Annotated in this window: 32 protein-coding genes; 19 read left to right on the top strand and 13 right to left on the bottom strand. The window is 58.3% G+C overall.

Annotated elements, in window-relative coordinates; genetic code table 11:
* The first annotated feature begins 65 nt into the window (after positions 1-65).
* The 4 genes from ACVWVQ_RS01615 (at position 66) to rpaB (ending at position 3474) form a co-directional block, all read left to right on the top strand.
* Complete coding sequence (locus ACVWVQ_RS01615) at positions 66-530, top strand: redox protein (protein ID WP_414343843.1); 465 nt, start codon at positions 66-68, stop codon at positions 528-530.
* Positions 531-721: 191 nt separating this feature from the next.
* A complete protein-coding gene (deoC, locus tag ACVWVQ_RS01610; protein WP_414407456.1) occupies positions 722-1417 on the top strand; it encodes a deoxyribose-phosphate aldolase in 696 nt (231 codons plus the stop codon).
* Positions 1414-2271 (top strand): DNA repair protein RecO, encoded by an 858-nt coding sequence (gene recO, locus ACVWVQ_RS01605; RefSeq protein WP_457506539.1) that lies wholly within the window; start codon positions 1414-1416, stop codon positions 2269-2271. Before deoC ends, recO begins: the two co-directional genes overlap by 4 nt.
* 462 nt (positions 2272-2733) lie before the next feature.
* Positions 2734-3474: a response regulator transcription factor RpaB gene (gene rpaB, locus ACVWVQ_RS01600; RefSeq protein WP_011434119.1), complete on the top strand. Its 741-nt coding sequence runs from the start codon at positions 2734-2736 to the stop codon at positions 3472-3474.
* On the opposite strand, the gene ACVWVQ_RS01595 is transcribed toward rpaB, so the two are convergent.
* The 3 genes from ACVWVQ_RS01595 to ACVWVQ_RS01585 all read right to left on the bottom strand — a co-directional run bounded on the left by ACVWVQ_RS01595 (position 3447) and on the right by ACVWVQ_RS01585 (position 6905).
* A complete protein-coding gene (locus ACVWVQ_RS01595) occupies positions 3447-5267 on the bottom strand; it encodes a tetratricopeptide repeat protein (protein ID WP_457506537.1) in 1821 nt (606 codons plus the stop codon). The two genes, rpaB and ACVWVQ_RS01595, sit on opposite strands and share 28 nt — an antisense overlap.
* Positions 5268-5416: 149 nt before the next feature.
* Positions 5417-5617, bottom strand: a complete 201-nt coding sequence (locus tag ACVWVQ_RS01590; RefSeq protein WP_041436785.1) for a DUF2811 domain-containing protein — start codon at positions 5615-5617, stop codon at positions 5417-5419.
* Positions 5618-6236: 619 nt separating this feature from the next.
* Positions 6237-6905, bottom strand: coding sequence for a RibD family protein (locus tag ACVWVQ_RS01585; RefSeq protein ID WP_238376797.1), 669 nt, complete (start codon positions 6903-6905; stop codon positions 6237-6239).
* A gap of 112 nt (positions 6906-7017) precedes the next feature.
* Here ACVWVQ_RS01585 and ACVWVQ_RS01580 point away from each other — a divergent pair, with 112 nt between their 5' ends.
* The 3 genes from ACVWVQ_RS01580 (at position 7018) to clpS (ending at position 9878) form a co-directional block, all read left to right on the top strand.
* Positions 7018-7413 (top strand): hypothetical protein, encoded by a 396-nt coding sequence (locus ACVWVQ_RS01580; protein WP_011434124.1) that lies wholly within the window; start codon positions 7018-7020, stop codon positions 7411-7413.
* Between the two features lie 140 nt (positions 7414-7553).
* Positions 7554-9395: a hypothetical protein gene (locus ACVWVQ_RS01575; RefSeq protein WP_457506536.1), complete on the top strand. Its 1842-nt coding sequence runs from the start codon at positions 7554-7556 to the stop codon at positions 9393-9395.
* Between the two features lie 177 nt (positions 9396-9572).
* Positions 9573-9878, top strand: a complete 306-nt coding sequence (gene clpS, locus ACVWVQ_RS01570) for an ATP-dependent Clp protease adapter ClpS (protein ID WP_457506534.1) — start codon at positions 9573-9575, stop codon at positions 9876-9878.
* Here clpS and cobT read toward each other — a convergent pair.
* Complete coding sequence (cobT, locus tag ACVWVQ_RS01565) at positions 9827-10954, bottom strand: nicotinate mononucleotide-dependent phosphoribosyltransferase CobT (RefSeq protein ID WP_457506532.1); 1128 nt, start codon at positions 10952-10954, stop codon at positions 9827-9829. The two genes, clpS and cobT, sit on opposite strands and share 52 nt — an antisense overlap.
* Before the next feature lie 150 nt (positions 10955-11104).
* On the opposite strand from cobT, the gene ACVWVQ_RS01560 reads away from it, so the two are divergent.
* From ACVWVQ_RS01560 to ACVWVQ_RS01545, 4 genes are all read left to right on the top strand, one after another.
* Entirely contained in the window at positions 11105-11428 is a 324-nt protein-coding gene (locus ACVWVQ_RS01560; protein ID WP_011434128.1) for a DUF1825 family protein, read from the top strand.
* Complete coding sequence (locus tag ACVWVQ_RS01555) at positions 11425-11907, top strand: Fur family transcriptional regulator (protein WP_457506530.1); 483 nt, start codon at positions 11425-11427, stop codon at positions 11905-11907. The genes ACVWVQ_RS01560 and ACVWVQ_RS01555 overlap by 4 nt, the downstream gene beginning before the upstream one ends.
* On the top strand, positions 11904-12407 hold the full coding sequence (locus tag ACVWVQ_RS01550; protein WP_414330730.1) for an AbrB family transcriptional regulator: 504 nt from the start codon (positions 11904-11906) through the stop codon (positions 12405-12407). Before ACVWVQ_RS01555 ends, ACVWVQ_RS01550 begins: the two co-directional genes overlap by 4 nt.
* Positions 12408-12481: 74 nt before the next feature.
* Positions 12482-13177 (top strand): chorismate pyruvate-lyase family protein, encoded by a 696-nt coding sequence (locus tag ACVWVQ_RS01545; RefSeq protein ID WP_457506528.1) that lies wholly within the window; start codon positions 12482-12484, stop codon positions 13175-13177.
* On the opposite strand, the gene ACVWVQ_RS01540 is transcribed toward ACVWVQ_RS01545, so the two are convergent.
* Together ACVWVQ_RS01540 and ACVWVQ_RS01535 are read right to left on the bottom strand one after the other, a co-directional pair.
* Entirely contained in the window at positions 13174-14001 is an 828-nt protein-coding gene (locus ACVWVQ_RS01540; RefSeq protein ID WP_457506526.1) for a DnaJ domain-containing protein, read from the bottom strand. The two genes, ACVWVQ_RS01545 and ACVWVQ_RS01540, sit on opposite strands and share 4 nt — an antisense overlap.
* A gap of 129 nt (positions 14002-14130) precedes the next feature.
* Positions 14131-15702 (bottom strand): photosystem II high light acclimation radical SAM protein, encoded by a 1572-nt coding sequence (locus ACVWVQ_RS01535; RefSeq protein ID WP_414330735.1) that lies wholly within the window; start codon positions 15700-15702, stop codon positions 14131-14133.
* 134 nt (positions 15703-15836) lie between these two features.
* On the opposite strand from ACVWVQ_RS01535, the gene ACVWVQ_RS01530 reads away from it, so the two are divergent.
* Complete coding sequence (locus ACVWVQ_RS01530) at positions 15837-17201, top strand: serine/threonine protein kinase (RefSeq protein WP_457506524.1); 1365 nt, start codon at positions 15837-15839, stop codon at positions 17199-17201.
* Between the two features lie 3 nt (positions 17202-17204).
* Here the strand turns inward: ACVWVQ_RS01530 and ACVWVQ_RS01525 are convergent, their stop codons facing one another.
* The 3 genes from ACVWVQ_RS01525 to ACVWVQ_RS01515 all read right to left on the bottom strand — a co-directional run bounded on the left by ACVWVQ_RS01525 (position 17205) and on the right by ACVWVQ_RS01515 (position 18253).
* Positions 17205-17516, bottom strand: coding sequence for a hypothetical protein (locus ACVWVQ_RS01525; RefSeq protein WP_011433892.1), 312 nt, complete (start codon positions 17514-17516; stop codon positions 17205-17207).
* Between the two features lie 182 nt (positions 17517-17698).
* Positions 17699-17986, bottom strand: a complete 288-nt coding sequence (locus tag ACVWVQ_RS01520; RefSeq protein ID WP_011433893.1) for a hypothetical protein — start codon at positions 17984-17986, stop codon at positions 17699-17701.
* Between the two features lie 111 nt (positions 17987-18097).
* Positions 18098-18253, bottom strand: a complete 156-nt coding sequence (locus ACVWVQ_RS01515) for a hypothetical protein (protein ID WP_414331197.1) — start codon at positions 18251-18253, stop codon at positions 18098-18100.
* Between the two features lie 274 nt (positions 18254-18527).
* Here ACVWVQ_RS01515 and ACVWVQ_RS01510 point away from each other — a divergent pair, with 274 nt between their 5' ends.
* On the top strand, positions 18528-19658 hold the full coding sequence (locus tag ACVWVQ_RS01510; protein ID WP_011433895.1) for a geranylgeranyl reductase family protein: 1131 nt from the start codon (positions 18528-18530) through the stop codon (positions 19656-19658).
* Here ACVWVQ_RS01510 and ACVWVQ_RS01505 read toward each other — a convergent pair.
* From ACVWVQ_RS01505 to ACVWVQ_RS01495, 3 genes are all read right to left on the bottom strand, one after another.
* Positions 19635-20147: an ATP-binding protein gene (locus ACVWVQ_RS01505; RefSeq protein WP_414402360.1), complete on the bottom strand. Its 513-nt coding sequence runs from the start codon at positions 20145-20147 to the stop codon at positions 19635-19637. The two genes, ACVWVQ_RS01510 and ACVWVQ_RS01505, sit on opposite strands and share 24 nt — an antisense overlap.
* A gap of 118 nt (positions 20148-20265) precedes the next feature.
* Positions 20266-21075 (bottom strand): OmpA family protein, encoded by an 810-nt coding sequence (locus ACVWVQ_RS01500; protein ID WP_457506521.1) that lies wholly within the window; start codon positions 21073-21075, stop codon positions 20266-20268.
* Positions 21076-21535: 460 nt separating this feature from the next.
* Entirely contained in the window at positions 21536-22195 is a 660-nt protein-coding gene (locus ACVWVQ_RS01495) for an XRE family transcriptional regulator (protein WP_457506519.1), read from the bottom strand.
* A gap of 403 nt (positions 22196-22598) precedes the next feature.
* Here ACVWVQ_RS01495 and ACVWVQ_RS01490 point away from each other — a divergent pair, with 403 nt between their 5' ends.
* The 6 genes from ACVWVQ_RS01490 to ACVWVQ_RS01465 all read left to right on the top strand — a co-directional run bounded on the left by ACVWVQ_RS01490 (position 22599) and on the right by ACVWVQ_RS01465 (position 26082).
* Entirely contained in the window at positions 22599-22841 is a 243-nt protein-coding gene (locus ACVWVQ_RS01490) for a hypothetical protein (protein ID WP_414344867.1), read from the top strand.
* A gap of 106 nt (positions 22842-22947) precedes the next feature.
* Entirely contained in the window at positions 22948-23310 is a 363-nt protein-coding gene (ndhC, locus tag ACVWVQ_RS01485; RefSeq protein ID WP_414331498.1) for a photosynthetic/respiratory NAD(P)H-quinone oxidoreductase subunit C, read from the top strand.
* Positions 23307-24041, top strand: coding sequence for an NADH dehydrogenase subunit K (locus ACVWVQ_RS01480; RefSeq protein WP_457384275.1), 735 nt, complete (start codon positions 23307-23309; stop codon positions 24039-24041). The genes ndhC and ACVWVQ_RS01480 overlap by 4 nt, the downstream gene beginning before the upstream one ends.
* Before the next feature lies 1 nt (position 24042).
* A complete protein-coding gene (locus ACVWVQ_RS01475; RefSeq protein ID WP_414407512.1) occupies positions 24043-24594 on the top strand; it encodes an NAD(P)H-quinone oxidoreductase subunit J in 552 nt (183 codons plus the stop codon).
* 47 nt (positions 24595-24641) lie between these two features.
* On the top strand, positions 24642-24815 hold the full coding sequence (locus ACVWVQ_RS01470) for a hypothetical protein (RefSeq protein ID WP_414344869.1): 174 nt from the start codon (positions 24642-24644) through the stop codon (positions 24813-24815).
* 40 nt (positions 24816-24855) lie between these two features.
* Complete coding sequence (locus ACVWVQ_RS01465) at positions 24856-26082, top strand: class I SAM-dependent methyltransferase (protein WP_457506518.1); 1227 nt, start codon at positions 24856-24858, stop codon at positions 26080-26082.
* A gap of 35 nt (positions 26083-26117) precedes the next feature.
* On the opposite strand, the gene ACVWVQ_RS01460 is transcribed toward ACVWVQ_RS01465, so the two are convergent.
* On the bottom strand, positions 26118-26984 hold the full coding sequence (locus ACVWVQ_RS01460; RefSeq protein ID WP_457506516.1) for a hypothetical protein: 867 nt from the start codon (positions 26982-26984) through the stop codon (positions 26118-26120).
* Positions 26985-26992 lie beyond the last annotated feature (8 nt).

The following is a 26992-nucleotide window of genomic DNA, read 5'->3' as shown; positions in this document are numbered from 1 at the left end:
CGGGAAACAGTGTGAAATCATCTTTATCTTCCTGTCGTTGGTCAAGTGTCCCTATGTCGAGATCCATGTTTGCCCTATTGCCTTTCCATCAATTTCGAGATACTCCCGGCGTGCGTTTTTTTGACATCACGGTTGCGCGATCCAACGCCCGCGATTTGGTTTACCACGATGGGCCGGCCATCAGTCCCCCCAATAATCCTCAGGGCTATTGGCAGTTTTATATGCATCCACACCAGGAGGACAACTTGCTGGCTCTATGGGGCGGACGGACGTTTTACCTGGTGAATTTTAGCTGGCGGGATCCCTTCCATATTGTGCGCCTGGAAGCGAACCGAGGCATTTTGCGCATTCCTCCCGGCACTTTTCACCGTTCCGTCTCCGATCCAGAGGGATCCATTGTGTTGAACCAGGCGGTGCGCGACGAAAAAGCCATCTTGGAAAAGGAATTTCGCATCTACGACAGCAGCCGTATTCCCCGATTGCTGCAGGTGACCTCGGCACCCGCCCCTTTGCCCCGCATTTGTGCCTGAGTACAGTTAACCCATACCCCCCCGCGAGTCAATCAGGGCTCGCAATCGGGCAGCAGCCTGTGTGAGCTGTGCCTGGGGAATGGAGGGGTCGAGGTGTCGCCCTGCTGAGTTGGCAAGGCTCAGCCCTCTTTGCGGATCCCTGCGGGTGAAAACTGAAGCTAGAGTAAAGATGGGTGCTGGGGGATCCACCAATGCTCTCTCTGGAGCGCAAGGGCATAGCGGATAGCTCGCTCAATTTGGCGGAGTACATCGACCATACTCTGCTGTTGCCGATGGTTACTCCAGAACAGATTGACCAGGGGTGTGAGATTGCCTTGCGCTATGGCTTCCCCACTTTTTGCGTTCCTCCTTGCTACGTGCCGCGGGTGGTGGAGCGGCTGCATGGATCCCCGGTCAAGGTGAGCACGGTGGTGGGGTTTCCCCTGGGCACAACCACTGCAGAGGCTAAGCTCTACGAGGCCCAACTGGCGGTGGAGCAGGGGTGCCGGGAGCTGGATGTCCGCATCAACTTGGCTTGGCTCAAGGCGGGGGAGCTGGATCGCCTCCATGCTGAGATTGCCCAACTGGTGGAAGAAACGGGGGTCTGCGTCAAGGCCATTTTGGAAACGGCTCTGCTGACCGAGGAGGAGAAAAAGCTGGCCGGGGAGATTTGTATCGATGCGGGGGCGGCTTTTCTGATGACTTCCACCGGCTGGATGGGGGGGGCGACGCCGGCAGATGTGCAACTGTTGTGGCAACTCAGCCGCGGCAAAGTGGGGGTGAAAGCGTCGGGCGGCATTCGCACGGTGGCTCAAGCAGAGGCCATGATCCAGGCGGGGGCCAGCCGTATTGGCACCTCTTGGGGGCTGGAGCTGATGCAAGAGCTGCGAGCCAGAGGAACCCCATGAGTGGCCGCACCTATCGGGTTACGGGCATCAACCTGAAAGGGATCCCCCTGGGAGAGTCGGATCGGATTGTTACCATCTTGACTCGCGAGCAAGGGTTGATCCGGGCGGTGGCCAAGGGATCCCGTAAGCAGCCTTCCAAGCTGGGAGGGCGGATGGAGCCTTTTGTCATCAACGATTTGCTGATTGTGCGGGGGCGCTGGTCTGCCCAAACAGAGACTTCCCAGCGTTTACAGCGCATTGTCCAAGCGGAAACCCTGCAGACTTTTCCTCGTCTCAGCCGCAGCTTAGCCCATCTCACAGCAGCGCAGTATTTGGCGGAGGTGGCCTTGCTGTTGGCCTTGCCCGATCAAGCCCAGGAAGAGCTGTTTGTGGTGTTGGTCGAACACTTGGAACGCATCGAGCGGGCTGCTTCGGAACGGGCCGTTCTGCCCTTGCTCACCCACGGGTTGTACCACCTCCTGGCGTTGGCGGGGTTCGCCCCTCAGGTACAAGCCTGCTACTTCTGTCAAGGGGAGTTGGTCGACGGCGTTTTTTTCAGCCCCCAATGGGGTGGCTTGATCTGTGATCCCTGCCGGGTGGCCCAGCGGCCCAGCCCGATTGCCTGGGTCTCCGCTTCTGCCCTGCGTGCCTTGGGATCCCTGCCCAGCTCCACACTGCCTCTGCCGGAGGATTCCCTGCCTTTGGCTGCTTGGCTGGAAGCAGAACGTCTGTTACGGCGCGTTTTGGAGCATCATACGGATCGAGAAATCCGTTCCGCCGAGCTATTGGCCAGTTGCTACGCTGTTTCCACTGCAAACGGTCAAGGATCCCCGGCTTTTCCTGAGGGACATCCCAAAACATGGGCATCGGCCTGAAAAAGTTGTGAAGGTATGTATCAAGTCCGGCCCGATAGCCGCAAAATAGAGCATCGAGGCGGGTTGGCAGCCGATTTTGGATGATAAATTAGGTTATGGAAAGTAACTTCTTACGAAGGCCTCTCAGGTTTGAGCAATGTTTTTTGGGGAGGAGTGCCTTGCACCAGGTACTGGACAGCATCATCAGGTGGGATTGAAGTTGGAGCTTTTAACAAGATTGAATCCACTGCCGAGAGGGCCTTCTGTTTTGTGCTTGTTTCCCGGAGCTGCATCCCTGAGGTGCGGCTTTGGTTAATTGCAGATGATTGCTTGTGAGTGTTCAATTTCCTCGGTGAGTCTGCCCAACTGAGGAGCAGCCCCTGAGGTTCCTGCATCCGCCCAACTCAAGATAGCGCCCACCTTAGTTCTTTTTCAGATCTCTCTTTTACCGAGTACCGTTAGAAGTTCAGGAGTTGCAGCACCGTGGAAGCACAGCGTAAGGAACGGATTCTGGTGGTCGATGATGAGGCCAGCATTCGACGCATTTTGGAAACCCGTCTGTCCATGATCGGATACGACGTGGTCACAGCTTCGGACGGCGAGGAGGCGCTGGAGGTTTTCCACAAGCAGGATCCCGACCTGGTGGTGCTGGATGTGATGATGCCGAAGCTGGATGGCTATGGGGTTTGCCAGGAGCTGCGCAAAGAATCGGACATCCCCATCATCATGCTGACGGCGCTGGGCGATGTGGCCGACCGTATCACGGGGCTGGAGCTGGGGGCAGACGACTATGTGGTCAAGCCCTTTTCCCCCAAGGAGCTGGAAGCTCGCATTCGGTCGGTGTTGCGCCGGGTGGCGCGGTCGGCCCACGATGGGATCCCCAGTTCTGGGGTGATTCAAGTGGGGGATATTCGCATCGATACCAACAAGCGGCAGGTCTACAAACGGGACGAGCGCATTCGCCTGACGGGGATGGAGTTTAGTCTGCTGGAGTTGTTGGTCAGTCGGTCGGGGGAGCCTTTTTCCCGCTCCGAGATTTTGCAAGAGGTGTGGGGCTATACCCCGGAGCGCCATGTGGATACGCGGGTGGTGGATGTCCACATCTCGCGGCTGCGGGCCAAGCTGGAAGATGACCCCAGCAACCCAGAGCTGATCCTGACGGCCCGAGGCACCGGCTATCTATTTCAGCGCATCGTTCAGGGGGAGGAACAGGCACGGTCTTGAGAGGGGATCCCTCGCAACCTCTCTTCAAGAGCGGCCTGCACCCGCCTCAACACGCCAACCCAGTCTCCCGGTGTGTTTTGTCGAAACAAGCGCATCACCCCAGGGTACCAGGGGCTATCTTCTCGATGGAGCAGCCAGCGCCAATCGGCGGCAAAGGGCAGCAGCACCCATACCGGCTTGCCCATCGCCCCGGCCAAATGAGCAACGGCTGTATCAACGCTGATCACCAGATCCAACTGGGCAACGGCTGCGGCTGTATCGACAAAACTGCGGAAACGGGATCCCAGCTCCAACACTTGGTGCTGCTCCAATAGGGATCCCAGCGGCCTTAGATCTTCCCCCACCTGCAGGCTAACCCACTGGATGGAAGGCCCATGCAAGTGCTGGAGCAGCAGATCCAGAGGGCAACTTTTCAGCCTTTGTACGCGGTTGAGCTCAGGATGGGCACGCCGGCCGCTGGCCCACACCAGCCCCACTTTCATCCGCTCCTGGGAAAGCTCCGGCCAGTCTTCCCGACAGGAGAGGCTCAAAGGGATCTGCAGCCCGCCGGCATGAACGGGATAGACAAGATAGGGGATGCGGGCCGGGATCGTCTCCAGGGTGGTACCCAACCGCTGTGGCAAGCTGAGCAAGGGCAGATGGCAATCGAAAGAGGGCAAGGGATCCGTTTCCGAGATCACCTGCACCTGGGGCAGGGGGAAGCACCCTCTGAACAGCTCGACAAGGGATCCCTGACAGCGGAGGCAGATTTGCGCTTGGGGATGGGCCTCGGCCAGCAGCGGCAAGTAGCGCACAAACTGAATCGTGTCCCCCAACCCTTGTTCGGCGCAGATCAGCAGGGTCTGGCGGCCCAGAGGGGATCCCGTCCACAGAGGCGAAAGAAAGCGCGGGTAGGTCGCCCCTTGTCGCTGCAGCCGCCATTCGTATTCTCGCCACCCCTCCTCGTAGCGGCCCAGGGTCAGCAAAGCCGTGCCCAGGTTGTAGTGGATCTCCGGCCAGTGGGGGGCCAACTGCAAGCTGTGCCGATAGGCTTCAATGGCCGCTTCCAACCGGTTTTGTTCCTGCAAGATGGTGCCCAGGTTGTTGTGGGGCTGGGCGTCCCTCGGCAGCAGCAAGATGGCCCGTTGCAGACAATCGGCGGCCTCCTCCAAGCGATCTTGCAGGTGCAGGCAGTGGCCGAGGTTAACGAGAATTCGCCCCTCCTGGGGTGCAAGGGCGAGAGCTTGGCGAAACCAGCCTTCCGCTTCCTCAGCTTGGCCATCGAGCATCAGGGCATTCCCCAAAGCTGCCAGAGCATAAACCTGGGGAGGCTGGGCTGCTGCTGCCTGTTGCAACACCTCAATTGCCTGGGCCAATTTCCCCAGGGTGAGCCAACAACTGCCCAATCGGAAAAGCAATTGCCCATCACCGGGGGCAAAGGCCAGGCCCTGTTCGTAGGCTCGCGCCGCTTCCTCTGGGTTGCCAAGCTGCATCCAGGCATCGCCCAGATCCTGCCAGGCCGGCACCCAATCCCCCCGCAGGTGCAGAGCCAGTTGCAAGGGGGTCAAAGCTTGGCGGGGATCCCCCATCTGGAGATAAAGGGATCCCAGCAACGCCTGAGCGGCGAACAGATGGGGATGGGCGCGGGTAAGCTGCCGGCAGAGGTGCAGAGCAGTCTTCAGATCCCCCGCCTGTCGGTAGCGTTGAACCCACGTCAGAGCCGCCTCTGGGGATGGGATCTCGGATCCCCGCTCTGGATTCTGTGACTTAGCCGCTTGCCGGTTGTCTTTTCCTCGCCCAAAGCCCCGTGGCACGTCTTTGCCTCTTTTTTGCCTCTTTTGAGATCCCTTTCACTTCTTAGCCCCCTCCCCCCAGTGTCCAAATGACAGCGGTGGGACAGGATCCCTACCCAGGCTAACAAAAGGTTCCTACTGCCCCGGTTTTCACGGGCCATCCTTGGGGCTCAGTTGCGGCGAAACAGGCTGTCCAAGTAGATGCGTGCCGCCCGCCGGTCGCTCTCCCCGCTTTGGAGCAGGAATAACGAGAGCGCTGCCGTCACCACCCGATCCTGATCCCAGTCGGGATGGCGGGAGAGGTAGTTTTGGAGGGTGTCATGCAGCTCCTCGGGAATTTCACTCAAAATGCTAACGCTGTGAGAACTCATAGTCCAACCACTCACTCGGGGTCAAGAGGGGAGAAAACGGCATCCCGCAAAACCTGCGGCCACAGCCAAAACTTGGGCAGCTCGAACAGAGCGAGCCCGCAACACCAAAACCCAACCTAGGTAGGCTAGGGGCCTCAGCAGGCCCGCAAGAAGAAAAGCAAGCGATATAGGTTCATAGCTTGCCCCTATCCCGGCGGATGGGAGGGAGGGCATTCACAACTGTTCCTAAGCCTGTCGTGGGCCGTAGAACAGATGAAGTCTTTTCTTTCTAAGGAGAGCGCTCGGGAAAATCTCCACACCACTCGCCCTCAGGTGGGGCTATTCTGCCCTCTGCCCTATGGGGGATGTCAATCCCAAGCCAGGGATCCAACAGGACAAAAGCTCTCCATTGGCCTTGATGGGATGGGAAAAAATGGCGCGATCCCGTTACGTTTCTCAGGGTGTAATTGCCTGAACCTTACCGACCTCAACTTTTCCACAGAAACCCCCGATGCCGCCCCCTGAGGGAAAGGCCCTGTGGAAAACAGCCCACCCGCCTGTGGAAAGTTTGGGGAAAACCTGTGGATTTCCGGGAAATCTGAATTTGTCCAAAAATTTTTGTGTTTGTATAGAGCATTTCTCAGGGCCACTCGACTCGGTAGCGCAAAAACAGCTCCTTGGAGCCACGGCGGCATTCCAGCAGCTCCAACTGGGGCAGGGATCCCTGCACTTGCCAACCCTCAATGCTGGCAGGCGCATCGGCATATCCACTCAGCAGCACCGGAGCGAGGGTAACCCACAGCTCATCCAAGGCCCCTGCCTGCAGAAATGCCCCCAAAAGCCGCCCCCCGCCCAACAACCCCACCCGTTCAATGCCCAAGCTGCGCAGGCGTGCCAGCCGTGCCGGCAGATCCCAATCGGCAGCCACCCAGATATCCTCAAAGCCGGTTCGGTTCTGCCAAATTTGGGATCCCTTGGGAGTTGTCCACAGCCAACGGGTGAGGGGCTGGCGAAAAAACGGCAAATCCTCAGGAATATCCCCGCTGTCGGAACAGATGATCGTCAGGGGCTGGGGAGAGAGGCCCTGAGCAGTTCTGCGTTGGATCAACTCGGGATCCCGAATACGCAGACTGGTGCCGTAGGCCCGCAGAGTGGCTGCCCCCATGATCAAAGCCTGTTGCTGGGCAGCTTGGGTTTCCAAGTGCCGATAGTCCTCAGGGCTGCTGAAGGAGGGCCTCTGCGCTCGGTGGGCTGCGATCTTTCCATCCAAGCTCTGGGCAAAGATAGCTACCAAATGGGGACGATTCAAAGACAAGATTGCTGAGAAAGGGTGGGCAAACCCCACAAATTGACCAGAATAGAGTCAGGCATCGCCGGGAGAACCGTGGCACCGGTCACCAGAGCGCCCACGCGGAATGGATATGCTAGGGACATTTCAATCCTCCACCATCCGGGTTGAAGTCGAGGCCAGTGCATCGACGATGCAGCGCTGTCTGACAGAAGTGGGGTTGCTGCAGCAGTGGATCTGGCCCCAGCAACTGCAGGGATCCCTTCCCGAAAGGCTGGAGCTGGGCAGCACCTTTGCGGCCCAATGGGGCCCCCTCTCGATCATGCACCAGGTGGAAACCCTGCTGCCGGAACGGCTGCGCCTGCTGATGTGGGGAGGAGCCGATGGCTACTGTGACTGGCTGTGGGGGAACGGCTGGGTGCAGTTGCGGGTAGAGGCCGTCTCTCTCCTGCCCTTGGGCTTGGGACAATTGCTGATGCTGCGGCGGCTGCAACAGTTCGCCCAAAGCCAAGAACAGCGCCCCTCTTGAGGCTTAAAGATTGACGTTTCGGCAAAATCCGTGGATCCTCGGCTTGACAAAATGCGTTTCGGTTGCAGCATGCTACTTCTCTAAGGATTTTCCACTACGATAGTTGTAGTAGAGCTTACTCTTCCCGTCCGAGAGGCCCAATGAATCCGCCGACCAGCCCCACCCCAACCGCCATCGAGCAGGAAAAGTTTGAGATCCGCTTGGGAGAAGCCCTCAACCGAGCAGGACTGCTCACCCCCGCCCAACTGGCTCAGGCCATGTGGGAAAAGGCCGATACCCCCTTGATGTTGGGGGAGCTGTGTATGCAGCACGGCTGGATTGCCCCCCAAGATCTCTATCCGTTGATCCCGGTCGAACTGGTGCGTATCGGCGAGATCTTGATGCTGCATGGGTATCTGGAGCTGGAGCACATCCATCAGGCCCTGATTCAGCAGCGGCAGCACCCGGAGCGCAAGCTGGGGGAGATCTTGGTGCAGCAGGGCTGGGTACAACCCCACTGGTTGGAATGGGCCTTGGACAAGCAGCAGCGGCTGCGGCGCCAGAAAGGAGCTGCCAACAGTTGGGAGGTGATGGTGGAGCAGTGGTCCACCATTCCCGATCAGCCCCCTCTTTATGTCTCCCCTCTACAGGTAGCTCAAGAGACCTACAGAGTTACCCAGCAATACAAAGCCCAGCTGGAGCGCTACCAAGAGCAAATTGCCATCTTAGAAGCGCAACTGGAGCAGCAGCGGCAGCAGCAACAGCTCCTGGTCGAACAATCGCTGCAGCAGGTTGCCGACCATCAAGCCCGCCAGCAGGAGCAGCAGCAGCGCATTGCCCAATTGGAAGCCCAAATCCAGCAGGGCACTGAACAACAAAAGGCTGCCCAACAGCGCATTCGGGAACTGGAGGAGCAACTCCAAGCCCAGCAAACTCAGGGATCCGCGCAACTGCAAGCCGCCCAAGCAGAGCTGGAAATCCTACGTCGCCGCTGCCACGAGTTGACAGAATGGCAATCTCAAGCCAAACACCAGCTGCAAGAGCTGGGATCCCAACTGCAGGAGCAGCAGAAGATACAGCAGGATCAGGCACAGCAGCTCCAAGAGCAAACCCACCTGCGTCATACTCTGCAGCAAATGGAAGCCCAAGTGGCCGCCCTGAACCAATCGCTGCAGGAGCACCAACATCAACTCCAACTGGCCCAGTCCACGAAACAGCGCTTAACTGCCGACCTGGCCCACGTTCGCCAAGAAGCTGCCGAGGCCACCCACCGCCTGCAAGTGCAGCTCCAAGAAACCCAAGCCCAACTGCGAGAAACTCAAGATCGCTTGCAGCAAGCCCAAGCCCAAGTGAGCCAGCTCCAGGCCCAACTGCAAGCGGCTCAAGTGGAAAACCGTGCCCTAGCTGCAGCGCTAGCCGAAGCCCGACGAACTTCCCCACCTGCAGCTGCACCGACCCCAGCTTCGGAGAAAGCCCGGCCAGAGGCAGAGGATCTCAAGACCCTGACCGTAGCCGACTGGGCAGCCGAGCTGAGTGCCCCAGAAAGCGAATTGCCCCCGCAGCAATATTTGGGGGAAGAGGACTTGGAAGCCTTGCAGCGGGCCACCCCCTGGGTACAGCGGGTGTTGACCCAATTGCGGGCGGCTGGCCTGATCGACAATGCCGGCATCGAAACCGTCATTCACGCTTGGGAAAAGGAAGGGGGCACCTTCACGGATGTGCTGGCCCACCACAGCGGCCTCAAGCCGGAGACCGTCAAATTTTTCAGCGAAGGGGGCTACTCTGTTCAACTGGCGGGGGGACGCCACGTGGCCGACTACCTCAAGGCTTCTGGATTGGTCAGTGCCACCCAAATCGAACAGATCCAGAAGCACCTGCCGCCAGGGGGATCCCTGTGTCAGGCCCTTGCCCAAGCCGGGATTCTACGCCGTGCCACTGCCCTGTATTTCGAGCGCCACTTCGGCGGGCAAAAGCCCCGCCGCCCGCTGCGGGAAGAGCTTTAGAGGAACCATGCTCTATCGCTGACGCCAACGACCGACAAGGGATCCGAATACAGACACAAGCTGCCAACAAGATGCCAATTAGACTAGAAACTAGATAGAGATAGATCATCAGAAGCGACCGGTTTCTCACCCCTGAGAGACCCAAGTTACTCGGTAGTTGTGTCGATCTCTTCTGCTATGACTACGGAAGCTCCAACTCGACCTGCTCAGCAGTTCTCGCCCTCGAGAACCCAGGTTCGCCAGCCCTACCCCCACTTCAAGGTGATCGTCTTGGATGACGATTTCAATACCTTTCAGCACGTTACGGAATGTCTGCTGAAATACATCCCCGGCATGACTTTGCCCCTAGCGCTGCAACTGACCGTGCAGGTGGATGCCGAAGGGCAAGCAGTTGTTTGGGTCGGCCCTCAAGAACAGGCGGAGCTCTACCATCAGCAATTGCTGCGGGAGGGGTTGACCATGGCCCCCTTGGAGCCGGCCTGAAGCACCAGGCGTTCGTAGCTGCGCTCAACTGCTGCCAACAGCTCCGCTTGGCCCCAACCGGCGTAAAGGCTGCTGGCAATAGCCAGCCCACCCGCCCCCACCCCTTCCTTGACATAGCCCCGCTCGTAAGCCTGTAGAGGCAGATAGCGGCTATTGGCAAAGCTCAGTTGGGTGGCCAAAAGGGGAGCAACCCCCAACAACTCTGCCAAGGCCACCGTATTGCCCGAGGGATCCTCTGCCACCCAGCGGGTAGTTCCCACCACCACGTTCTCCGGGGGCCAAGGGATCCCCTGCTCTTCCCCCCAGCGCTGCATCAAGGCCAGCACCGCCAACATTTGGGTTCCCCCTGCCAGCAGCACCGCTCCCCGTTGCGCTGCGCCCATCGCCAACCCGGCCACAAAGGGCTGCATGGGATCCCCCACTGCCGCCACCACCTCAGCAGCAGAAGCTCCCCTTGGCAGACGAGCCAATCCCTGCCGGGCCAAGGCCAGCTTTTGGGCGTGGTTGCAGACCGGGTGGCTGCTGTTCACCATGCCCTCTGCTGCCCACCCCAGTCCCAACAACACCGCCAGCGCCGTGGTGGTGCCCCCTGCCACACACTCCCCAATCACACAGTAGCCTTGCTCCAGCCGGGATCCGCGGTCGTACCCTTCTTGCCAAAGGGATCCCACCTGCTCCACAGACAGAGCCTGTCCTGTGCTCAAGCAGCGGGCCACTCCCCCAGAGCTCACCATTTCTGCCCCCGGCAAAGGTTCCGGCAAGCCACAATCGAACACTCGGCACGGGATCCCCAACTCCCTTAGGATGGCGCGGCTGATCACCACTGGGGAAGGATAGCCATCCGGAGAGGTGGGCAAGCGGTGAGAATGGCCCGCCAGCAACACTTCCCCATCGGCAAGAGCTGTGTAGCGACGCAAGGAGGGGGTAGCGCCGGCAGCCGAAATGCCCGGAACAAGAGCCGTTTCGGTAAACCCCAAGCAGGCCAGAAACAGAGGTCGGGATCCCTGCACCCGTTCGCACCACCGCCGGGCCACAGCCGGCTGAGTGTAAGCCTTAACGCAAGGAAACGGAAGCATACCGGACACCGAGGCAAACAAGCCAGAGTCTATCCTGAGCCAGAAGGGCGGGATCCCGTACTCGCAGAAGGGGTTGCCTCCTGCTGAGGCAATCGGATTCGGATAGGATGGGTATACCCAATGCAGTTTATTCAGGGCAAACGGAAGGCCATGAGCTTCTTCGACTCTGAGATCGTCCAAGAGGAAGCCAAGCAACTGTTTCAGGATTTCCAAAACCTGATGCAGCTTGGTCAACGGTACGGCCAATTCGACCGGGAAGGCAAAAAAATCTTCATCGAACAGATGGAGGAGTTGCTGGAGCGCCAGCGCATTTTCATGAAGCGGCTGGAACTCTCCGACGACTTTATGGCTCAAATGACCATCAAACAACTGCAAACTCAGCTTGGGGGGTTTGGGCTCTCCCTGACCCAAATGTTTGACCAGATGCACCAGACCCTAGAGCGCATGAAAGCTGAGGCAGACGCTGAGCGTTGACCCCTAAGGATGACCTGCACAAAGGGATCATGTCTTCTTCCCGCCAGACCCGCAACCAGAAATTGATTCTGGAGGTGCTAGAGCATCGTTCACAACCCCTTTCGGCGCAAGAGATCTTTTTGGAGTTGCGCAATGCCAACCACACCGTCGGTCTGGCCACGGTTTACCGAGTTTTGGATGCTCTGCGCAATGAGGGCAAGCTGCAGGCGGTCAACTTGGGAGATCAGCAGACCTACTACCAGGTTCTGCCCAGCAATGGCCACAACCGCCACCACCTGATCTGCACCGAATGTCGGCGGGTGGTGCCTTTGCCCGATTGTCCGGTGGAAGATTTGGAGGCACAGCTTTCCAGTCAGTACCAATTTGCGATCGAGTACCATGTGCTTGACTTCTACGGCGTCTGTGCCCAGTGCCGTAGAGGGGTTGGGCCAAGCCCGGACTCACGGCGTTCCTCTTTTCTCAAAGCTAAGCCCAAATGATGAGCTATCTCTGGACGGTGTTGATCGGGCTGGCTGGCGCCCTGATCGGGGTCAAGCTGAGGCTTCCGGCGGGAGCACTGGTGGGCTCCATGGTGGCGGTGGGTTTGGTGAATGTCTGGGGGGCGATCCCAATTCCCGCTCCCCCAGCTGGGATCCGTTTTGCCATGCAGGTGGTGTTGGGCATTCTTTTGGGTACTAAGCTCACTGCCGATACGCTTCTGGCCCTGAAAGATCTGTGGCGACCAGCCCTGCTCTGTACAGTGATTGCGGTGGGCACGGGGGTCTTGTCGGGGTACCTGATCTCCCGTTGGCTGGGGATCGAGCGCTTAACCGCCATCTTGGGCACAGCTCCAGGAGGCATTTCCGACATGAGCCTGATAGCCCTGGACATGGGAGCCCAAACCAGCACAGTGGTGGTCATGCACTTGGCACGCCTGATCAGTGTCGTCGTGGTCGTCCCCTGGGTGGTGCGGCTGTTGGTTCAGCCGGGCACGAGCTAGGAAACTCCTCAGAGCAGAGATGGTGGGTGGGTTAGACTAAGGGCGATACAGAACTTAACAACTGAACCGCTGCCTTGGAACTTTCCCCTTCTCCCCTCACCTGCCATGCCGACGCTGCCGGATCCCCTTGGAGCGCTGCTCTCCGTTCTGCAGATGGCTCTTTGGGCAATGTCTCCTCTGGCCAAGGCGATTGGTGGCCTCTACAGCTGCATTGGCAGGGGGAGCCAGACCCGGTACAGCCTGAGCTGGTGCAGGTGGATCCCGTGCTGCGCTTGCTGCTTTTGGGGGATGGCTTTACCACCCGTAATCTTGCCACCTTAATCCAAGAGCCGATCCAGGCTCATCTGCTGGACACGGGCCGGGTTGATTTACAGGCAGAGCAGGGCACTGCCCCCAAGTCCATGCAACAGCTGGCCAGAGATTTGGGGCGGCTGGGATCCCCTTTGATGCGGCGGCGGGTTTGGCTGTGCGGAGTAACCTCTCAACAGCCCTTGCTCTATGCCACCTCTTGGTGGAACTCCGAACATCTGGTTCAATACTTGCCCCATCCCGATCGGCCCATTGGCCAAAATCTGATCCAAGAAAAACTGGAGACCTTTCGCGAGCTGCGCGGCCTTTACCACGGCGAGGCAGACCCGGTTGCCCGGCTGCTGCAGTGTCCCGGTCCCTTCTGGGCTAGGCATTATCTTTTGTTGCACAGGGGCCAGCCTTTGACCGTCATCTACGAGGTGTTTTCTCCACGGCTGGCCGCAAGGGCCCTGTCCCGCTAGCGCGACGGAGACCTCCAACGGCGCACGGCTGCGGTGATGGCGGCGGCCACCTGCGGCTCCAATTGGGCGCTGGCGGAGATGCGCTGATAGTCCTCTGGGGTCAGTTGATGGGCGACGATGATCTCGGCAGCAGCAGCCTCAAACTGTTGTTCGATTTGCCGACGTTCCTCGCTGCTGTTGGCCTGTTGGAGGCGATTTTGGGTGCTCTCCAGAAGAGGTTGCACCGCCAGGAGGGTGCGGGCAAAGCGGTCAATCTGCTCAGAAGAAGGTGGAGAGGTGGCTTCAGAAAGACTAGCCGGGGCCGAGGTCATCGTCTCTGAAGAGGTTGCGGGCAGATCCCCATCCCATCCGGAGTCTGGCCTGGGCGAGGGAGAGGGATCCGGGTTGGCAGGAGCCTGGAGGGCCACTCTGCCGGCTGCGTCCAAGTCTTGGGCCGGGTTGAGGGCATTCCAAAGGGCCAAGCCCGCCAAACACAGAGCAGCCCCTATCAGTCCAGCACTCAAGAGGGCGAGCCAACTGACAGAGGTCGCAGTCGGCTCAAGCACCACCTGCACCGGCGCATGAGGAGGCAAGGGTTTGGACATGAGGCTGAGATCGTAAGCCCGACGCTGCTGGCTATCGCTGAGAACTCGGTAGGCGTGTTGTAGCTGGAGGAACTCCCGCTGGGCCAACTGCCGCAACCCTGCGGGGATATCGGCAGGCAACCGATCCGGGTGCAGTTCGCGTGCCCGCTGGCGGTAGGCAGCTTTGATCTCCTCCAGGCTGGCTTGGGGAGAAAGCCCCAGCTGTTGGTAGTAGGTGGGGGAAGCAGGCAGAGTAGGCATGGGAGCAGTTGGTTGCAGAACAGAGGGAGAACCGGCTGCCTTCGAAGGCCAGCCACCTTACCCCAACAGGGATCCCTCCTTTCGGACCAGCATATCCTGCCCGGTTCAGCGAGGCTGCTGGCCCAAGAGCTAAGACACGTAAACCCCTGTCAGGGGCGCGCTCAGGGCTTCTTCCAACTCTGCCAGGCCAAGACGACGCTCCAGGATATCCATCACCTCGCGGCCAAAATCATGGGGGTTGCGATCCCAGGCTTCCAGACACACTTCCCCAAAAAAGGATCCCAGGGGTTCTGGGTTCCAGAGCAGTTTGCGCGCCGTCCAAGGAGTCATGTGCATGGGGTTAAAGCGGTCGTCGATAACACCGATTTTGCGAGCAAAATCTTCTAGATGAGTGTGGGGTTGCAGGCCGATGAAGAAGATGGCCGGCTCAACTTTGTCGCGACCAAAGATGGCTTCCAGCTCGCGATGGTACCGTACTGTTTGCCGAATGGTTTCCGGTCGCTCGTCGATAACATTAAAGGAGTAATTGACCGAAACCAGGTCGTTAAATCCTGCCTGTTTGAGGTAGCGGCAACTCTCCAGTACCGTGCGCAGGTTATAGCCCATGCGCATTTTGCGCACCAGCTCCTGGGATCCGCTGGTGATGCCGATCTCGAAGTAGCTCATGCCAGTTTTCACCATGAGCTCGGCCAGCTTTGGGGTGAGGTTGTCGGCCCGAATATAGGCAGCCCAACGAATATCGGTCATGCCGGCATCAAGGATTTTCTGCAGCAATTCCTCCGCATCCTCAATGTAGCGGCGGGCAGGGATAAACTGGGCGTCAGTAAACCAAAAGTTTCGCACTCCTCGCTCGTACAACTGCATCATTTCTCGGATCACCTCATCCACAGGGTTGAGGCGCACCTGCTTGCCTTCGATGACGGTGTAGATGCAGTAGCAGCAGTTGTGGGGGCAGCCGCGTTTGGTTTGTACCCCAATGTAAAAATCGCCCCCTTCTAGGTAGTAGTCAATTTCCGGCCAAATGGCGGTGATGTAGGTGTAATCACAGGCGGTTTTTTGCAGAGGTTGGGGCGGCTCGTGGATCAAACCTGGGCGAGGCTGTTCCAGCTTGGCCCGATAGCAACGCTCTGCAGCAAGGCTTTGCCCTTGGATCACTTTTTCCAGCAGGGTTTCCCCCTCCCCTACCGAGATGATGGTGCCTTGGGGCAGGTAGCGGCCCAATTGTTCGTAGAAGACGCTGACTGCCCCACCCCCCAACACCGCTTCAGCGTGAGGTTTGTAGCGCCTGGCTCTGCGGATCCCCTGCCAGACCAGCCGTGTGTTGCGCCAAATCTCGCCATAGTAGGCCAGCACCAGCCTGAGGCTATTCAGGGATCCCCGCAATTTTTTCAGGGGGTTGCGGGCGTAGAAAAACTCAAAAGAGTGTTGCAGTAGATTGCCGGCCCGCCCGTTCACCGGCGCATAGACTTGAATATCCCGCCAAGAGAAAACCAGCAAATCCGGCTGAAACTGATCGATTTGCTCCAGCATGCGGCGGCGAAAATCCAAGGGCGGGAAGGTGCCCATATCGAAGATGCGCTGCTCAACTTGGGGGAACAGCTTGTGGACATGATCGGCCAAATAAACCACCCCAATGGGAAAGATGGGGTTGCAGGGCAGCCGCACATAGAGGATTTTTTGAATCTTCAGGTTCGAGGCCATACAACCTGAGAGCTTACTTCACATCTCTTCACTCACTCTAGTCGGTTTTTGAGGGGCGCGGCGGCAGGGATCCAAAAGGGACAAGGATAAGCTAAAGCTGAAACAACCAGCAGGGTCAGACCTGAGGAGGGGATATGGCTCCAGAGCGTCCAATTTGGCACAGTCGCTATCGGCCAGAGCGGCGATTGAGCAAGCGCAGCGGCAGACATACCTATCTGGCGCAGGATCTCCTCACCTCAGAGCGGGTTGTGATCAAGCTGCTGCTCTTCGGGCCAGATTTCGATTGGGCCGACCTGAAACTGTTTGAGCGGGAAGCCCAGATCCTACAAACCCTCTCCCATCCGGCCATTCCCCAATACCGTGACCACTTCGAGATCAGCCTCAAGGGAGGGCGTGGCTTAGCGCTGGTACAAACCTATATCGAAGCCCCCTCGCTACAGGAGTGGATCGAGCAAGGGCGGCGCTTTGCTGAGCCTGAGGTGCGGGATCTGGCGCAAAAGTTGCTGCGCATTCTCGTCTACCTGCACGAACTCCATCCCCCCGTCATTCACCGGGATCTCAAGCCCAGCAACATTCTCTTGGGATCCGACCAGCAGGTGTATCTGGTGGACTTTGGTTCGGTTCAGGCGGCTGCCCCCCGGGAGCAGGGATCCTACACCGTGGTGGGGAGCTACGGCTACATGCCCCTGGAGCAATTTGGCGGCAGAACCGTGCCCGCTTCCGATCTCTACAGCCTGGGCGCCACGCTGATTCACCTGCTCACGGGCCAGCATCCGGCGGACTTGCCCCAGGAGGGATCCCGGATTGCGTTCGAGCAAGCGGTGCATCTGAGCCCGCCCTTTCGCGACTGGCTGCGGTGGATGACGGAACCTTTGGCGGCAGATCGTCCCGCTTCCGCCCGGCAGGCCCTGGAGGCGCTGGAGCATTTGGATCGTCGTCCCGCCTTGATTCCCTCAGACGCAGCAGCAGTCCCTACTCGACAGCCAGCAGGCAGCCGGATTCAACTGCACAAGTCCGAACAGACCTTTCAGGTGGTGATCCCGGCCCGGCAAACCGGTGTTTTGGCGTTGCTGCCTTTCGCCATCGCTTGGAACTCCTTCACCACCTTTTTCACGATCATATCGGTTGTGCCTGCGCCTTTTCCGGCCAATCTGGTGGTTGGCCTGTTCACCCTGCCCTTCTGGAGGGTGGGGTTGGGGATGGTGGGCGGGATCCTCTACGGTCTATTCGGCAAAGTCCACCTACGGATCGACACAAAATACATTCGCCTGGCTCACGAGGTGTTTGGCCTGAGGTTTCGCAATGTTCCCCCCAGTCGGCGATGGGATATTGACCGGCTAGAGCTGATCCCACGCCAAAGCCCACAGTTGAACATCTGGGCGGGCAACCGCAAATACGAGTTGGGAGCGGGGATCCCTTTGCAGGAGCCAGAGCTGGAGTGGTTGGCCTCGGAACTAAGCCGTTGGCTGAAGATCCCAGTTGAACGGCAGAAGGTGTAGTTGTCAATCCAAATAGGCACTCAACTCCTGCTCCAGTGTGGGCAGTTGCACCTCTCCCTGCTCCAGCTCTTCCAAATCTTCCAGTTGCTTGCGCAAACGGGCGATCCGCTCTTGCAGGCACTCTTTGATGCCTTTGGCCCCCAAACCGAGGCAGCTGCGGCAGACTTCCCCGTAGATTTGCCCGCGGTCGTTATAGACCACCGCCAGCAACACTTGGTGCCCTTTTTTCTGGATGGGGTTGGCCCATCCCCCACAGATAATGCAGGGCACTCGGCCATTGCCCCCGTAAATGCTGCGTTCCCAGACGATTCTCACGCTCAGCCTCAATGCAACTTGTTGCCCACCAGCATAAAAACCCAGGGGGATCCCTTGCCACCCCAAGATGCCGCGTTCCTTCCCTTCCCATTGCGGTGAAACGGTTTGCTGGTTAAATGCCTGCCCCCCTCTCCCCCTGGGAGAGGGGCTTGGGGGTGGAGGCCAAAAAGGGATCCCAGTGGCTAGGTGCTGGGCCGGGCAGATTGAGAGCGGTCGATGGTGCGATAGGTGAGGCTGGCAGCCACCTCTAGAGCTTTGGCGGCGTCGCGGAAATAAAACCCCAACTCCTCATCCTTCTCCGTGCGGTTGGGCTTGTTGAACTTGGCCTTGAACTGCACGTTGCAATACATGGCCAACCCCACCAGAACCTCTGACAGTCCGTGCTGGTTGATCAGCCGCTCCACGTCCGTAAGCAGGCTTTTGATCAAGGCATCGGCTACTGGTTCTGGCAAACTGTCCAGGTCGTGCATGGGGGCTCCTCAACCAACGAGAGCAAACAAGCCAACGGGTCTGGGATCCCGAAGGCAACCTCTCCTGATTTTCCTGCATCTTTTCCAGAATGCCCAATCCCCTTGCCAACGCTACCACCACTGCCGCAGCCAGCCCCACAGGCCCGGATAACGAATGGAGCGCTCCCGGGCCGCTTGTTCCAGATGATGGGCGTGGTCTTGGCTGCCGGGATCCCGCAGACGATTCAGGCGCATCAAATAGGCATAGCGGTGGATCTGTTCTCGCAACTGCTCTGGGGGAAGGGCAAAGCACTCTGGGCAAATAGGGCCGAGATTCAGACCCCTATCGTTGAAAAGGCAACGAACTCGCTTCCCGCCCGCAAAACGCTTTCCGCAGGCGGCACAGTAGCAAGCTGAGGGCTGGTTGGCAAGGCGCTGACAGCGAATTCGCATGGTCTTCCCGACAAAAAGGCAAGCAACGTGCAGGCAATTCGCTGTAGCCATAATAGGCTAGAAGCTGGTGAGCAAAACCCAGGATGGGGGGCCTGGAGTATCGAAAACCATGCCGCAACTCTACGACTGTGTCATCGTCGGCGCCGGCCCTGCTGGAGGATCTGCCGCCTACCATCTGGCCAAGCGGGGACGCTCGGTGCTGGTTCTGGAAAAGGATCCCTTGCCCCGCTACAAACCCTGTGGGGGCGGCGTTTCTCCTATGGTGGCGGCTTGGTTTGACTTCGACTTTGGCCCCGCCATTTCCCTCAAGATCCGGCAAATCCGCTACACCTGGCGCGGCGGCGATCCGGTGGTGGTCGATTTGGATTTGAAAGAGCCCGTTTGGATGGTGCGGCGGGATGTTTTCGACCACTACCTGATTCAGCAAGCGCAAAAGCAAGGGGCAGCGCTCCAGGCAGAATGCCCTGTCTCTGGCCTCGAGTGGCAAAGCGACCGCTGGCAAGTGATGACAACCGCCGGCCCGGTCTGGGGTCGGTACGTGATCGGGGCCGATGGGGCAAAAGGCTCGATGGCCAAGTGGCTGGGCTTTCAGGAACGCCGCCGTCGCTTGGCTGCCGCCTTGGAAGCAGAAGTGCCTCTCCTGCAGCCGCAAACTGCAGCCGCCCATTTTGACTTCGGCGCCGTCAGCAATGGCTACATTTGGAACTTCCCCAAGGCTGATGGCTACTCGATTGGAGCCGGCACCTTTCGGGGTGGAGAAAAACAAAACCTGCGGGAAATTGCCGCCCAATATGCCCAAAGCTTTGGTGTGGACTTGAAGTCGGTCAAGCCGTTTGGCCATCCCATCTGCCTCTGGGACGAAGATCAACCGCTTCACACCCAAAATGCCCTCTTGGTGGGAGATGCCGCCTGCGTTATCGATCCGTTTACCGCTGAAGGGATCCGCCCTTCCCTTCTCACCGGCATGTTGGCGGCCCAGGCCATCGATCAAGCTCTAGGCGGGGATACAGAAGCTCTGGCGAACTACTCTGCCCGCGTGCAGCAGGAATGGGGCTCAGAAATGCGCTGGGCTAAGCGGATTGCGGCGTTGTTCTATCGCTTTCCGGGCGTGGGCTACAGGGTGGGCGTCAAACGACCGGGAGCCACTCGGCGCATGGGCCAGATCTTGGCCGGTGAACTGCGCTACAGCGATGTGGCCAGCTCAGCTATTCGCAAGTTAAGCGGTGGTCTGCTCGCCTAAGCCCGGCACCGACAGACGCGGGCGAGATCCAGGATCGTCGAAGCGCTTGCCGATCAACAGGCAGTTGCGACCATCCGCTTGGCGGCTGTAGCTGAGGTGAGTAGAGAGAGCTTTCATCAGCAAAATACCCCGTCCCCCCTCGGACTCAAGATTGGCGTTGGGCGATGTGGGATCCGACAAGTTCCGAGCAAATCCCTCCAGATCAAACTCCTGCCCCTGATCCCAGATGCGCAACTCCAGCCCTTGCGGCATCAGCAGCAGCTCAATGTCGATGGGCGTACTTTCCGGCAGAGCGCGGTGGGCGTGGCGAACGGCGTTGGTAAACCCCTCTACCAAAGCCAACTGACATTCCGCCCAAATGGGATCCGGGATGCCCGCATTTCGGAAAGACTCAAACCAGGTCAAAACCTGGTCAAGCGCGTCCAGGGTTGTGTCAACCCTCAGCGCAAAAGTTTGCCTCTTGTCCAGAGGGATCCCTGCCGCGTTCAAAACCGAACCCCAACGATGAGGATTGAACTCAAGCCCATCAATCCTGGCCGGATTGACCCTACCAGATTCTAGACCAGAGCCCTGCTAGAACGTGTCATCCCCCACTTTGGGGGGGTAGCTAGGGAGCGATGACCAAATCCACGCGGCGGTTCCGCTGCCGTCCGGCTTCTGTGTCGTTATCGGCCACCGGCAAGGTGGGACCAAAGCCAGAGGTTGTCCAACTGATGGGATGGCCTTCCGGCAACAGTTTTATCAAATAGTCCTTAACCGCATTGGCGCGGCGCAGAGAAAGGGCCAAGTTGTAGTTTAAGGGCCCGATGTTATCGGTGTGGCCGTTGACTTGAACGCGGGCGCCGGGCATGGCCTCCAAGGATTTTGCCACCTGGGCCAACAGCGCCGCTGCTTCAGGTCGAATCTCGGCTTTGTCAAAATCGAACAGCAAATCGCCCGGCAGGCTGATGGTTTGGGTTCCCACCTGAAAGGAGGTTGGCGTTGTGGTCGGAGCCGGGGTGGGCGCAGAGGCGCTTTCTGCTCCTGGAGCGATCTCAGCAGCAGTGGAAGATTCCCTGACAGGCTCAGGGGCTGTTTGAGAACGCAGCCGTTGCAGCCGCGACTCCAATTCCTCAATTCTGATCAAGAGCTGGATCACCTGCTGGCGGATCTCCCGAATCTCTGCCTCCAGATCCGTGGGGCTCTCGTGATTTTCCTCTGGACCTGCATTTGGATCTGCATTGGCTGTTGGGCTTGCCACCGGAGGATTGGCCTGGGGCGGGGCCAAGGTGGGCAGGATCGGTGGTGTGGGAGAAGCGGGTTGAGTGGGAGAGATGTTGGTCTCCGGCTGGGGCTGAGGCTGAGCTTGCTGGGGAAGCACCATCCCGACCCAGATTCCGCTGCTGACCAAGAGGATCCCGCTTAGGGAATGGAGCATGACTCTAGTCAATAATAAGCTCAACTATACTGAAAATAATGTATAATATGTTCAGTACGGATTACTACCAGTTGATCTTTCTGTTTACTTTCGAGTCTGCCAACATGGTAGCCAAAGCAAAGCAGAAAATTGGTAGTAAGACGACACGGAAACTGCGCTTTGGGTATTCTACTCAAAGCTTTGCGGGATACCGCCATTCTGTTTGGAAACAAACAGAATGCTATCGCTGCATAGTTGAACAGTGATGTTCAGCAGTGTTCAGCGTAAATGTATCAGAGCGACTGTTAGGAGCTGGGACGAACGAGCCATTGCAGGCAAACCTCCGGCTGGATGGGCGCAGGCAAGGAGCAGGAACTCCTCTCAACTCAACCCTCAAGACCCATCCTAACCGGCGACCCGATCTCGCCAAGGGGATTCTCGGTCGGTCAAGCTGCCACTTTCCGCCATCTGCTGCCAGAGGCTAATCAAAACTGATGCGACCTCGATAACGCCCTATGAGGGTTAGGCCGTTGATGGGATCCGCCAAATCCGCCACAAAAGGGGGAAAGCGGGGGTTGTCGCTGATCACCTTCACCTGGGATCCGGGCAGGCGCTGCAGCCGTTTGACCAACAGATCCCCATCCATCTGAAAGACGTAAATCCCTTCACAGCCCAGGTCTCCACCCTCTTGCCGCTCCACAAAGATCCAGTCGCCATCCTCCAACGTGGGAGACATGCTATCCCCCTGCACCCGAATCAGGCTCAGCTCGGCAGGATTTCCCTTCAAGTATGTCCGCAGCCAGTTTCGCTCAAAAGCAACCACCGATTCGATTGATTCTTCGCGCACCAACACCCCCGCTCCGGCAGAGGCGGCTACATCGACAAAAGGCACATACACATACTCTGCTTTCGCGTCGGGATGCAACTGCGGGGATCCCTCCCCTGTAATCAGCCAATTGAGGTTGACCTGGCCCACTTGGGCAATTTTCACGGCCTTGTCAATGCCGGGCACGGATCCCTTCAGGTAGCTGCGCAAGGCCGTATCGCTAATTCCGGCCCGTCGCCCAAACGCATAGACGGCTTCATCGCCAATCACCCATCGCAAGCGGTCTGCAAAAGAAGAGCCAGAGGAGATGGACATCGGCTTAACGCTATATATTGTGTATAAGCAGATTTTTACCACTATATCTTGACAAGTCAACAACCGGTGCAGCCATTTGGGGAGAATCTTCAACCTGAGCTGACCAAGCGGCAGAAGGGAAATCTCACTTATTGTTAGCAGGCTGGCTGGGGAATCCTACTGGCGCTACCGTGGTTTTGGGTTGTGTTCACAGCAGGTCAGCAGCGGGCCGGCACAGCTTACTCTACCCAAAAAGGTGCACGTGGGATCTTCACCAAGTGCTGGGGTAAGCTACCCTGTCTGTTGAACTTATTCCGGCAGTCTGTCTGGGTGAAAGATGCTGAGATATCGGCATTAGCGGCCCAAAAGGTTCGGTTCCCAGATTGCCTCTGGGTCTACTTCAAGCTGTTCTGCCTCAATCCCTATGGTTTCCTCTGACCTCAAGCGCTGGCTGGATAACTTCCTGATTGCCGTTGTCTTTCTGGTGTTCGCCGGGTTTGTCTGGTTTGTCTTTTCCGTAACCGGGGCTTTTCTTGGGATCCCACTGGGCTACAAACTTTGGATGCGGCTCTGGCTGCCTTTGTTTCAGCCGGCTTTGGGGATCCTGATGGCCGGGGCGGTGGTGAGCGGAGTGTGGGGCTGGCTGGAAAAACGCCGCTCCCAATAATCATGATCATCACCAGAACTGAAGATCCCGTGGCGCAGGGGAGCCCCAGACTGGCTCTATACTGGAAACGTATCTAAATGTTGAGCACCTGAGGCAGTCTGGCGTCGTGTTTGTTCTGTCCGGCTACGAGTATTTGCTGGTTTTCCTGATCCTCTGCTCTCTGCTGCCGGTTTTGGCTCTGGGGGCTTCCGCACTCTTAGCGCCAAAGCGGCGGGGATCCCTGCGGCGCAGCACTTACGAGTCGGGCATGGAGCCGTTTGGGCAAGCCTGGATCCAGTTCAACATTCGCTACTACATGTTCGCACTGGTCTTCGTCATTTTCGATGTAGAGACGGTGTTCCTCTATCCCTGGGCAGTGGCGTTTCACCGCTTGGGGCTGTTGGCCTTTGTGGAGGCCCTGATTTTCATCGCCATCCTTGTGGTGGGTCTTGTGTACGCCTGGAGAAAAGGAGCATTGGAATGGTCATGACGTCTGAGAAATCGCAGGTTCTGTTTCCGGGGGCTGCCCCCCAGGTGACTACCGACCTCTCCAACAACGTCGTTCTGACGACGGTGAACGACCTGTACAACTGGGCTAAGATGTCCAGCCTCTGGCCGCTGCTCTACGGCACCGCCTGCTGCTTCATCGAGTTTGCCGCCATGCTGGGATCCCGCTTCGACTTCGACCGCTTTGGCCTGTTGCCTCGTTCTTCGCCACGCACCGCTGATTTGATCATCACGGCAGGCACGGTCACCATGAAGATGGCTCCGGCGTTGGTCAAGCTTTACCAGCAAATGGCTGAGCCGAAGTACGTGATCGCCATGGGGGCCTGCACCATCAGCGGTGGCATGTTCAGCTCCGATTCCTACACGGCAGTGCGGGGGGTGGACAAGCTGATCCCGGTGGATGTGTACATTCCTGGCTGCCCCCCTCGTCCAGAGGCGATCATGGATGCCATTGTCAAGCTGCGCAAGAAGATCGCCGCCGAGGACATGCGGGAACGAGGCCGTCTGCAGCAAACCCACCGCTACTACACGGTTAAGCACAACCTCAAGCCTGTGCCGGAGATCATCACCGGCAAGTATCTGGAGAGCGAGACTCGCCAAGCTCCCCCGCCAGAGCTGGCTGCGGCCATTGGCTTGCCAGTGCCCCCGGCCTTGCAAACCGCCGACTTTAAGCGGGCGGAACAGCAGCTCAAAGCCTTGCAGGGAGGAGTGTGAGATGGCAGAGGAGAATGCCCAGGAAAAACAAGCGCCGCCATCCGCAGGCGAGCAGTCGGAACCCTTGGTGACGTTGGAGCGGGGCCCGGTTTCCCAGTTTCTGGCCGACAACGGCTTCGAGCACCAGTATTTGGGGAGAGACGCAGCGGGGGTGGAGCTGTTGGAGGTGGAGCGGGACTTTCTTCTGCCCCTGTGTACCGCCCTCTATGCCTACGGCTTTAACTACCTGGAGTGCCAGTGCGGGTATGACCTGGGGGCAGGGCAGCCACTGGTCAGCCTTTACCACCTGATCAAGCTGTCAGACGGGGCGGATCGCCCTCAGGAGGTGCGGCTCCAGGTAAAGTTGCCTCGCCACGATCCACGGCTGCCTTCCGTATACTGGATTTGGAAGTCGGCGGATTGGCAGGAACGGGAAACCTACGACATGTACGGCATTGTTTTCGAGGGACACCCGAACCTGAAGCGGATTTTAATGCCGGAAGACTGGATAGGGTGGCCCCTGCGCAAGGACTACATCACGCCTGACTTCTATGAGCTGCAGGATGCCTACTGATTGGGGATCCCTGACTCGGTGAGCAGCGTTGAATAGGATGGGTTGAGATGTGGCCTTTTTTGCTCTTGGCAATCTACGCAGGAGGAGTTTGGTACTCGGCCCGCAAGGCGGATCGCATCTATTCGGGCTCCGGGAAGTGGGTGGTATCGGCCCTCTGGCCTGTGTTGTTGGTCTCGAACCGTCAGTTTCGCCAAAATTGGCGTCGTCCCCTGAACAAGTAAGTTTGAGTTGAGTAAGTCTGGATCCCTGGAATCCTCACCTGTGATCGCTCCTGAGCAACACCTACGCGACCCGAGTCTTTCTCTATCGACACCTCAGGCCACGCAGAAGTTGCAGGAGTTGATCGGCAGCCGCATTCGCGCTCAAGGGCCGGTGACCTTTGCCCAGTTTATGGAGTGGGCTCTCTACGAGCCGGGGTTGGGCTATTACGAGCAGGGATCCCCGATTGGCCCCGACTACCTCACCTCTCCCCACCTGGCGGCGGACTTTGCCCAACTGTTGGCGGAGCAAATCCACCAGTTCTGGCACATTTTGGGATCCCCCTCTGCCTTCACGGTCATCGAGATGGGGGCAGGCAGCGGTCGCTTGGCCCAGGATTGGCTGACCTACGTGCGCTCCGCTAACCCCCCTTTTTGGCAGGCACTGGAATATGGGATCCTGGAGCGTTCTGCCCACCTGCGGCGGCTCCAACAGGAGCGATTGGCTCCTTTTGGGGAGAAGGTGCGCTGGTTGGATTGGGACGGGATCCCGGATAACTCAGTTACAGGCTGCTTTTTCTCCAATGAGCTGGTGGATGCTTTTCCGGTGCATCGGGTGCAGGTACAGGATGGGGCTTTGCGGGAAATCTATGTCGATTGCAGCGAGGCTGCAGAAGCCAACTTCCGGGAAGTGCTGGGGGATCTGTCCACTCCTGAGCTGAGGGAGTATTTTGCCCGCTTGGGGATCCCTGTAGAAACCTATCCGTCGGGCTACCAAACCGAGGTGAACCTAAAAGCCTTGGAGTGGCTGCAGCTGCTGGCCCGTAAGCTGCGGCGAGGCTACGTGCTCACCATCGATTATGGCCACACCGCCCAGCGCTACTACAGCCCCCACCGCGCCCAAGGTACGCTCCTGGCCTATCGACAGCACGGCAGCTACACGGATCCCTATGTTCGGGTGGGATCCCAGGATCTCACCGCTCATGTGGACTTTACCACCCTAGAGCAGGTGGGAGAATCTCTGGGGCTAAAATGTCTGGGGTTCACCCGGCAAAGCAGCTTTTTGGTCAACCTGGGATTGACCGAGCGGCTGGCCGCCCTTAGCCAAATGGGGAACCCGGTTGGCGGCGAAGCTGTGGATGTGGGCCAGGTTTTGCGGCGGCGACATGCTCTTCACGCGCTGCTGGATCCCATGGGGTTGGGGGGCTTTGGGGTATTGGTGCAGGCCAAGGGCTTGATCCCCTCAGAACACGCTCACCCTCTGCGGGGCTTTGGCGAGCCAGAGCTGTGAACCGTTTCGGTGCTATTGGGATGGGATGTCTGCCCCTACCGGCTACCGTTGCCTTCCATCGATGCCAGTTCTGCCATTGCTCTGGCGCTATCTTCCAGGTTGTCGATTCGCTCCTCGAGGGTTGCAAAGACTTCGTCATATTTGTCGGCCCATGCGACGCCGGCGGCAGTTTTGGTCATGCGGGCCGAGCCAAGAGATACGTCTGAAGATCCTTTCGCGGGCATAGGTGACCGTTTAATGGAGTTACTAGAGCCTGTTGACCGACAAGCCTGGGTTAGGCGGGCAATATCTTGCTTGAGGAGATTCTGTTTTGATTGGAGTTGTTCCACCTTGGCTATGCCCTCTTTGAGGGACTGAATGGGCCTTTTTTTCTTGGCTTGTAAATCTCCAATCGAGGCTTTCAGGCTTTGCTCTTCTGCGCGTAACTGAGGAAGTCGTTCTTCTTGAGATTGGATCTGGATCTCTGTTTCAAAATGAAGCTGAGGAGTTTGAGCTTGCGAATGAGCATTCTCATGAGTTTTGGCAGCAGCTTTTCCATTCTGCTGGACTTTTGCCCAATCTTCAAGGGCAGCACGCAGACTGGCCAACTCGTTTTGCAATTGCTGTAGGTCTGAAGGAGTGATTTCGTTTTGCTTCTGTCGATTTTCGAGGTGCTGCAGAAGCTGGATTTTGGCTTTGGCCTCACTCCCAGATAGAGCAGAAGCCACATAGCCCGTCATCCCCGTAGCCAAACCTGCTGCTCCTGCCTGCCACAGGGATCCTCCCGCCCCAAGGCCACCAATAGCCACCGTAACTCCGGCCAACGCGGGAAAGGCAGTTATCCAAAGCTGACGGCAGGAGAAAGGCAACATCATCGACCCCAGGGTGGAGGAGGAGATTGTCTTGAAGATTGTTTTGACCATAGGTAATG

This window comes from Thermostichus sp. MS-CIW-36 (genome assembly GCF_054059035.1).
This window is presented reverse-complemented; position numbering and strand designations above follow the sequence as displayed.